The 8152-nt window shown below is 60.5% G+C and carries 7 protein-coding genes; 2 read left to right on the top strand and 5 right to left on the bottom strand.

Features of this window, described 5'->3' with window-relative positions; genetic code table 11:
* Nucleotides 1-122 precede the first annotated feature (122 nt).
* On the top strand, nucleotides 123-665 hold the full coding sequence (locus ACRQFC_RS09155; RefSeq protein ID WP_284897616.1) for a hypothetical protein: 543 nt from the start codon (nucleotides 123-125) through the stop codon (nucleotides 663-665).
* A 151-nt stretch (nucleotides 666-816) separates the two neighbouring features.
* On the opposite strand, the gene ACRQFC_RS09150 is transcribed toward ACRQFC_RS09155, so the two are convergent.
* The 4 genes from ACRQFC_RS09150 to ACRQFC_RS09135 form a co-directional block, all read right to left on the bottom strand.
* On the bottom strand, nucleotides 817-1590 hold the full coding sequence (locus ACRQFC_RS09150) for an HAD-IIA family hydrolase (protein ID WP_026429073.1): 774 nt from the start codon (nucleotides 1588-1590) through the stop codon (nucleotides 817-819).
* Nucleotides 1591-1721: 131 nt separating this feature from the next.
* A complete protein-coding gene (locus ACRQFC_RS09145) occupies nucleotides 1722-2504 on the bottom strand; it encodes a helix-turn-helix transcriptional regulator (RefSeq protein ID WP_284897614.1) in 783 nt (260 codons plus the stop codon).
* A 121-nt stretch (nucleotides 2505-2625) separates the two neighbouring features.
* Nucleotides 2626-3972 carry a D-serine ammonia-lyase gene (gene dsdA / locus ACRQFC_RS09140; RefSeq protein WP_284897610.1) on the bottom strand — a complete coding sequence of 449 codons (1347 nt, stop codon included), beginning with the start codon at nucleotides 3970-3972 and terminating at the stop codon, nucleotides 2626-2628.
* Between the two features lie 111 nt (nucleotides 3973-4083).
* A complete protein-coding gene (locus ACRQFC_RS09135) occupies nucleotides 4084-5517 on the bottom strand; it encodes a GntT/GntP/DsdX family permease (RefSeq protein WP_284897607.1) in 1434 nt (477 codons plus the stop codon).
* 146 nt (nucleotides 5518-5663) lie between these two features.
* Here ACRQFC_RS09135 and ACRQFC_RS09130 point away from each other — a divergent pair, with 146 nt between their 5' ends.
* The gene (locus ACRQFC_RS09130) at nucleotides 5664-6569 is read left to right on the top strand and encodes a serine hydrolase domain-containing protein (protein WP_284897604.1); all 906 of its coding nucleotides are present in this window, start codon (nucleotides 5664-5666) and stop codon (nucleotides 6567-6569) included.
* A gap of 186 nt (nucleotides 6570-6755) precedes the next feature.
* Here the strand turns inward: ACRQFC_RS09130 and ACRQFC_RS09125 are convergent, their stop codons facing one another.
* Nucleotides 6756-7835: a 2,3-butanediol dehydrogenase gene (locus ACRQFC_RS09125; protein ID WP_284897602.1), complete on the bottom strand. Its 1080-nt coding sequence runs from the start codon at nucleotides 7833-7835 to the stop codon at nucleotides 6756-6758.
* Between the last annotated feature and the right edge of the window lie 317 nt (nucleotides 7836-8152).

Genomic DNA, 8152 nt, shown 5'->3' with positions numbered 1-8152 from the left:
GATGTCCGTGGCCTACCCTGACCGGTTTAATAAGTATTTATAAACAATGCTCACACACAAACAACTTGACACACTCGCGGATTGGGGAGCTGTTTGACCCCGAGTTTTCTCTATCGAAGCAGATGGCCACGAAGGGAGATCTTCCCGTAGTACGACTGGTTGGCGATATTCACGTTAATAGTTTCCTTATTGTCCGTTTCGACTACATGGTTTTCGTTGATCAGGAAACCGGTTTACTGACTATCGATAATTCGATGTTCTCGGTACTCCCGGGGGCAAAAAACAGCGAGCCCTTGGTGCACTGGGATTGTATGCGCTCACCGCACTCAAATATTCCCCGCGCACATATCCATATACACGCCCACTGTGATGAATGGACATCAGCCATGCTCCCGGGCGATGAGGATTCTTCCCGGTCGCACGGGTGCCCTGAGAACGAGCCCCGTGCTCCCCGGATTGCTGATATCTGCCTCCCAGCAGGTCGGGGCTGGTTCCGGATCTGCCTGGAACAAGTTCTCCTCTTCGTTATTGACGAGATCGGGGCGGCATGCACACCTGAGGTACGCGAAGCACTCGATCACGGCATCGAAAAATGGGAGGAGGTCCAGCTGGAAGCCATGGTGCGTGCTAACCCCGCCCTCGCACTCGAAGTCCTCGAAGCGTGAGCTGTGAGCAACGGTTGTCAAGCGCAAGTCCAATCTGCACGACTAGCGCAACCGAGAAGAATCGGACGGATAAGGTGCGGAAACCGGCTACCCGCAAGGCAACGGCACCCAGAAGACCTCATTCGACCATCGTTACCCGCACAAGAAACAGCTAGAGCAGTTCCGCCACTTCCGCGATGGAGGGATGCACATAATCGGGGCGGTAGGGGAAGTTCACGATTTCCTCTTGCGCAGTGGAACCGGAAAGCACCAGGTGGGTTTGCAGCCCGGCTTCCATGCCCGCGAGGATATCGGTATCCATCCGGTCCCCTACCAGCGCGGTTTCTTCAGAATGCGCGTCGATAAGATTGAGCCCCTTGCGCAGCATGACCGGATTCGGCTTCCCCACGTAATAGGGCTGGCGTCCGGTGGCTGCGGTAATCATCGCGGCTACCGCCCCGGTTGCCGGAATCGGACCCAGATCGGACGGGCCCGTCACATCCGGGTTGGTGGCGATGAACCGGGCACCCTTGTTGATGAGGCGGATTGCGGTGGTGAGCGCCTCAATGGAATAGGTGCGGGTTTCCCCGAGAACCACCACTTCCGGATTGACATTCGTCATGACGAAACCGACGTTGTACATCGAGGTAGTGAGCCCGGCTTCACCCACCACGTAAGCGCGCTTATTCTCTACCTGGTCCGCGAGGAAATTCGCGGTGGCAGCTGCCGAAGTCCAAATATGATCTTCCGGAACGATCAACCCCGCCGCTTCCAAGCGGGCGGACAGATCACGCCGGGTAAAAATCGAATTATTGGTAAGAACGAGATAGGGGTACTCTTTTTCGTTGAGTTTATTGAGAAAATCCGCAGCACCCGGAAGCGCCTTTTCTTCGTGGATGAGCACACCATCCATATCGGTGAGCCAGTTTTTAATCACTCGTGTCATACCGCCATGATATCGAGTTTCGTAGCTCCCGGAACGTGCCGAGGGCCCAGGCCGCTCCGGGCTGGCTAACCCGGCCCGCACACGCAGGCAGCTCAGAGTCGCTTGCATCAGCCCCGCGCCACACCGCCCGCTTAGGCCCGTGCCTGGCGCAGATACCGGTACACGGTCGGCTCGGAAAGATTCATTGCGAGCGCCAGGTCGGTTACCGCCCCGCGCAACTGGAAGAATCCGTCCTCGTCCAGCGAACGCACCACTTCCAGGCGCTCGGCCTGGGTGAGGTGATCCACCGAGACGTGGTAACGGGAGAGCACCGACTCCATGGCAGCCGTTTTCATATCGGCAACCGAGGAAGCCAAAATTTCCGGCTTTTCCGCCGGCGCCTCCTTGCGCCGTTCGGGATTGGGGAAATATAAGGAGGCGATTTTTTTGACTGTCTCGTCCAATTGCCGCAGCACGGTTTGGTCAGAATTAAGACAGAGCATCCCAATGATGCGGCCCCGTCGTCGTATAAAAAAGGTAGAGGAACGCAAGGTGCGCGCGCGGCCGGGCGTAATCGCCTCGTAACCGGTGAGGTAATCGGCCGTGGTACCTTCGCCGGCGCGCAGCACCCGCAACATGAGGTCGGTGGCCGGGGAACCCACGGTGCGCTGAGTGACATGCGAATTCGCAATAGCGATAACCGAATGGTCCAGGTCGCTCACATCGTGGAGCACCACCTCGGTACTCTCCCCCAGCGCCACCCCGAGGAACTCCACCAGCGGCTTGAAGGAAGCCACGTACTCGCTATCCTCCTGGGATATCGCTTCACGAGACGTTACTTCCCGGGAGTCCACTTCGCCTGATATCTCTTCCCGGGACCCGACTTCTTGGGTCATCACTTCTCGTGGCACCTCGTCGCGTTCCGCTGCCTCCATGGCACAGGCTCCTTCCTACCTACGGCCCCATTGCTGTATCTTCTGACAAAATATCTTAAATGACGACATAGTGCGGGGGTGCGCACCGCTACGAGTGGCACCCCCGACTAACCGCCCTGCTTTACAGGGTCTCTTCACCCTTGGCGATGTAGGAATCCATCTCCTTTTCGGGAACCATATTGCCGCCGGTGATCCACGTGAGGTGGGTGGCACCCGCGAGCTTCTCCGGGGTCAGACCCGCCCGCTCCAGATACTCGCTGGCGGCGAGCACGTGGAAGGGCCCTTCGAAGGAAGTGGAGGAGGAAGGCTCGATGCGCAGGTCCTCGGTCTGGGCTAGGAGCGCCACGTTTTCGTACATGGTCTGGTCCTCAACGGTGTAGTAGCCGTCGATGAGGTACTGCATGCGCGATCCCACGAAAGCGGAGGGCCGCCCGCAGGCCAGGCCGTCCGCGGCGGTGAGGTTATCGATGCCGAAATCTTGCACCGCGATCTCGTCGTGCTTGCCGGTCATCACGCCGAGGAACATGGAGGGCGAATGGGTCGGCTCGGCGAAGATGCAGTGCACGTTGTCACCGAACACGGTCTTGAGGCCGAAGGCCACGCCGCCCGGGCCGCCACCCACGCCGCAGGGCAGGTAGGCGATCAGCGGATGATCGGCATCCACCGTGACATCGAGGGACTGGAACTGGCCCTGCAGGCGGCGCGCGGCCACCGCGTAGCCGAGGAAGAGCGAAGGCGAATTCTCATCGTCCACGAAGTAAGCAGTGGGATCCGATTCGGCTTCCTTGCGGCCCTGGGCCACCGCCACCGAGTAATCCGATTCGTATTCCACCACGTTCACGCCGTGGGAGCGGAGCTTATCCTTCTTCCACTGGCGCGCATCCGCGGACATATGCACCGATGCCTGGAAACCTAGCTGGGCGGACATAATGCCGATGGAGAGCCCCAAGTTCCCGGTGGAACCCACCGCCACCTTGTACTGGGAGAAGAACTTGCGAGCTTCTTCGGTATCGAGCTTGCGGTAGTCATCCTCGAGGGTGATGAGGCCGGCTTCCAGCGCGAGTTCTTCGGCGTGCTTGAGCACTTCGTAAACCCCGCCGCGGGCCTTGATCGATCCGGAAATCGGCAGGTGGGAATCGAGCTTCGCCCACAGCTGGCCCGGGATCTGCACGCCCTTGCGTTCGGCGAGCTTGGCTTGCATGGTCGGAACCGCGACCAGCGGGGATTCCAGGATGCCAGCCGTGGGGCGAGCGGCCGGGAAAACTTGGCTAAGGTAGGGGGCCCAGCGCTTGAGCCGAGCTGCGGCGTCGTCCACATCAGCCACGGTCAGGCCGACCTTTGCCAGGCCCTCCGCGGCGGGAAGCACCTCCGGATTGAACCAATCCGCGACCTTGAGGTCCACGAGGTCCTGAATAAGCGGGTAGTCCTCCACCCACTGTTCGAGCGTTTTTCCAGCGATAGTTGTCATGACTGAGTCCTTTCTCAGATGTGTTGGCGGATAAGTGTGGTGCTGCGAATAAGCGTGCGGCTGCGGCTAATCGCGTAGCTGCGGATACGTGTGTTGCAGCGAATCCCGCGCCTAGATCACCAGGTGAAGCAGCATAGTCATGCACAGGGCCACCACCGAGGCAATGGTGGTGCCCACGGTGAGAGTCTTGAGCGCATCCCCCACCGAAATGCCCATGTATTCCTTGTACAGCCAGAAGAGCGAATCGGTCACGTGCGTGAGGCCGATGGCGCCGGCGCCCACCGCAATCGCCATGAGCGCGGGGCTGAGATCCGGGGATGCCTGGAGCATCGGCAGCACGATCCCGGCCGCGGAAATCATGGCGACCGTGGCGCTCCCCACCGCGAAATGCAGCACAATCGCGATGAGCCACGCGAGGATCAGCGGGCTGAAAGGCAGGCTTCCCATGGCGCCCGCGATGGCCTTGTCCATCCCGGAGGCCATAAGCACCGCGTTGAAGGCACCGCCCGCGCCGATAATGAGGAGCACCCCGCCGATGGGGCTGAAGGAGGAATCCGTCACCGAGGACAGATCCGAAAGCGACTTGCCCCGCGAAATTCCCAGCGAGAAGTACGCGAAAATCACCGAAATGAGAAGCGCCAGAATCGGGTTACCCACGAGGTCCACGAATTGGCGCAGGCCGTTTTCTTCGGGCAGGGTCTGATCCGCAACGGTGCGGCACACCATAATAATGAGCGGCAGCAGAATCGTGAGCAGGGTAATGCCGAAACCGGGCAGGGAACGGTCCGCGTCGTCATTCTTGAGAACATTTTCGCCCGCGGCAGGCACGTCACCGGAGGTTCCGTTTGATTCGGGGCCGGGTTTTCCTTCGGCGACGACGCCGCTTACCTGGCCGGCGCCCGCGGTGACATGTGCACGTTCAAGCTGGCGCAGCCCAATTCCGGTGTAGAGCGGACCGCCAATGAGCGCGGCCGGAACCCCAACCACCAGACCCAACATAATAACCATGCCAACGTCTGCACCAAGGACGCTCGCAATAGCGGTAGCGGCCGGGTGCGGGGGCAGGATGCAGTGGACCACCATGAGGGAGATGGCCAGCGGCACTCCCACTCGGATCTTCGAGCAGCCCACTTCCTTGGCCACCACGAATACGAGGGGCACCAGGAGCACGAAGCCAACTTCTACGAAGACCGGGATACCGGCGATCAAGCCGAGGAATGACATAACAATCGGGGCGCGTTTCTCGCCGAAAACCCGCAGCATGCCCTTGGCGAGGCGTTCTGCCCCGCCGGATACCTCCAGCATTTTTCCGAGAATTGCACCGAAGCCAATAATAAGAACGAGGAATCCGAGCGTTCCACCAACGCCCTTTTCGAGTACATCGCCCACTTCCGCGGGCTTCACGCCCGTGACCAGTGCGACGGTAATCGCCGCGATGGTCAGGGCGATCGAGCCGTGTAATTTCAAGCCGACGATGAGCACAACAACGAGCACAATCGCCGCTATGAGGACTGCGATCAGCCCTCCGGTTCCTAGGGTCATCATAACCTCCCGTGTAGCGCCACATCAGTGTGGCCTGTTCCCAGCCTACACACCCGACGATACTTTTGTCATCATGATAAGTTTATTATCACGCTGTGGCGCAGCTTGCATGGGCCTGCATATTTCTGCGGAGATGGCAGACTTGAGCCATGCCCGTGGATAACAACACCGTTAGCAGCGCCGATAATCGTCCGGATAGCCGCTCTGATGGCCGGCTTGATGGCCGCCCCTTTAGCAGCATCAATAGCCACCCCGATAACCGCCTCGCTTCTGATTCTTTTAGCTTCCCGCACGCGCTCGGTGTTATTGACGGCGCCGGGCGCACCACTTTTTCTTATGGGAACACCCGGGAGATCTACCCGTATATGTCGGTCACGAAGCTACTGGTGGCCTGGGCGACTCTCATCGCGGTGGAGCGCGGCCTGGCGGATTTTGATGATCCGGCCGGCCCTCCCGGTTCCACGGTGGTTCACCTGCTTGCACACGCTTCTGGGTTGCCGGAGGAGGAAGGTCCGGTGCGGGCCGGGGTTGAAGAAAAGCGCATTTATTCGAATTACGGTTTCGAGGTGCTCGGTGATTATCTGGAGAAACGCACCGGAATGTCGATCCAGAATTGGGTGCGGCGGGTGGTGATTGAGCCGCTGCGTTTGAGTTCGGTGGCGGTGGAGGCGAGTCCGGCGTATTCGGCGGTGGGGAATTTACGCGATCTGGCGCGGTTCGCCGGGGAGCTACTACGCCCGCGCCTCATTTCCCCCGAGTTGGCGCGCTATGCCGCCACCGTGCATTTCGACGGCCTACCCGGGCTGCTGCCCGGCTACGGCTGGCAGCGCAATAACACCTGGGGTTTGGGGATGGAGATTCGCGGGGAAAAGGACCCGCATTGGACGGGCCCCTCATTTTCGCCCCGCACCTTCGGTCACTTCGGGCAATCGGGATCGTTCCTGTGGGTGGATCCGGAGCTCGGCAAGGCCGGGGTTTTCCTAGGCGCCCGGCCTTTCGGGCGCGAGCACCGGAAGTTCTGGCCGGCACTCACGGAGGAGATGCGCGGCCTCTAGAAGGCCGCAACCCCCGAACAGCGCCACGCCCGCCTGCACCTACTCGCCGGACAAGGCGAGCTGCGCAGTTGCGCCGTCGTACTAACAACAGCGCCCGCAACAGCTGCACCTACGCAACAGCGCCCGCGGCGGGTTTCCCTACCACGGGCGCTGTCACATACAACTCACTCGCGTGGAGTGACCGCTTTAGTCTTCGCCTTCGCCGTTCGGGGAGACGAGGATCTTGACCGCGGTTTCGTTGCGGTTGATGAGGGTGTCGAAGCCCTTGTCAACGAGGTCTTCCAGGTTGATCTTGCCGGTGATGAACGGAGCAAGATCAATCTTGCCCGAGGCGACCAGCTCAATCGTGTCCGGGTGGGTGTTGACGTAGCCGATAACGCCGCGCACGTCGAGTTCCTTCATGACCACGGCGTGCATATCAATATTCGGCTGGTGGCCCCAGATCGACATATTGACGAGCACGCCGCGCGGCCCGAGCGCCGCGATGAGCTGGTTGAGTACCACGTCCACCGAGGTGCATTCGAAGGCAACATTGGCGCCCACGCCGCCGGTGAGCTTCTTGGTTTCTTCCACGATATCGACTTCGCGCGGATCCCAGGCGTAATCGACCACGCCGGCATCAACGGCGCGCTGGCGGCGCAGCTCGGAGAGTTCCGAGACCGCGACCTTGAGGCCCTTGGCTTTGAGCACCGCACAGCAGAGCACGCCGATGGGGCCGGCCCCGCCCACGAGGGCGAAGTCGCCTTCCTCGACGTCGCCGCGATCCACGCCGTGAACGGCCACGGAGAGCGGTTCGATGAGTGCGGCCTGGTCAAGCGGGATATTGTCCGGGATCTTGTGGACCCAGCGCCGCTTGACGACGATATTTTCGGCCAGGCCGCCGCCGCGGCCGCCCAGGCCAATGAAGTTCATATCGGGAGACAGGTGGTACGTGGTCGATTCGGGACCGGTATCCACGCTGTCCCGGATAATATACGGTTCGACGACGACGTGGTCGCCTGCCGCGAGGTCCGTCACGCCTTCGCCGACTTCGGCAACGACGCCGGACATTTCATGCCCGAGGGTGACCGGGACTTCCTCACCGGAAATCGGATGCGGGTGGCCTTCCGCGGGGCAGAAGATGGGACCGTCGAGGTATTCGTGAAGATCGGTACCGCAGATACCGCACCAAGCAACCTTCACCCGCACAGTGCCGGGTTCTAGCGGCTGCTCCTCGATATCTTCGATGCGAATATCGTGGTTACCGTAGTAACGCGCTGCTTTCATATCTCCTCCATTGGGTAGACCGTGCGCGGTTGCGCGCTTTTTATTTTACTCGACGACGACGCAACTTTGAGGTGCGGACCACTTTTTACGCTGCACGCTGGATTGTAGATATGCCCTTGCTTTCGGGGCTGGAGGCAAGGCACACCCGACGCGGAGGGAACAGCCGCGCGGCCCTTCATTCGTTGGGGCGTGGCCTCGCAGCTTAAACACGTGTGTGGGGTGCCAGCCCCAAAAGGACCAACACCCCACACACTACAAAAACATGGCGGCAGTGACCTACTCTCCCACACCCCACCGAGTGCAGTACCATCAGCGCA

Origin of the sequence: Actinotignum inguinis, assembly GCF_051265835.1 — a bacterium.
Classification (GTDB): Bacteria; Actinomycetota; Actinomycetes; order Actinomycetales; family Actinomycetaceae; genus Actinotignum; species Actinotignum timonense.
Note: the sequence above shows the minus strand (reverse complement) of the source record. Positions and strands in the feature narration are given on the sequence as shown.